Source organism: Bacillus sp. UMB0728, from assembly GCF_002858875.1.
Taxonomy (GTDB): domain Bacteria; phylum Bacillota; class Bacilli; order Bacillales; family Cytobacillaceae; genus Bacillus_AB; species Bacillus_AB infantis.
Map to the genome: position 1 here is coordinate 1 of NZ_PKLA01000020.1, position 467 is coordinate 467.

Annotated in this window: 1 protein-coding gene; it reads left to right on the forward strand. The window is 31.0% G+C overall.

Annotated features, from left to right (window positions below; all coding sequences use genetic code 11):
• Positions 1-114: 114 nt before the first annotated feature.
• A partial coding sequence (locus CYJ37_RS26785) for a hypothetical protein (RefSeq protein WP_142385329.1) occupies positions 115-467 on the forward strand: 353 nt, incomplete at its 3' end.

Here is a 467-nt window from a genome sequence, read left to right on the forward strand (position 1 = left end):
TGTTCCAAAACAGCTGCTAAACCAGGCAGCTATTCTTATATGACTAACGGGGCAGGATTATTGAATACTAACAGTTATATTATGAAAGATGTTAACGATAGGAAGTGATTATAAATGTCAGTCTTCATTCAAAATAGTCATATAAGCTTGATTAACTCGATTAAGTTTAATAAGAAAGATTTCACAGTGTTAAGTATTGGAGTTATGTTAAGAGATTTTGAAGGTTTTACTAACAATTTCATAAAAGCTACACTTAAATTTCCTTTATACTTGGTTTTACCAATGATGTTCATAGATGATGAGGAAATAGGACAAATGAAACTGCTTAATATTGAATGTCAAATAAATAAAAAAAGTGAATGGATGACTCTCAAAGTAGAAACAAATGCTCAATTAAAACTAATAACGGGATATTGTGAGTGGTCTGCTTGTAATGGGGTTGGCTCGTTTTTGTTTCAAGGTAATGG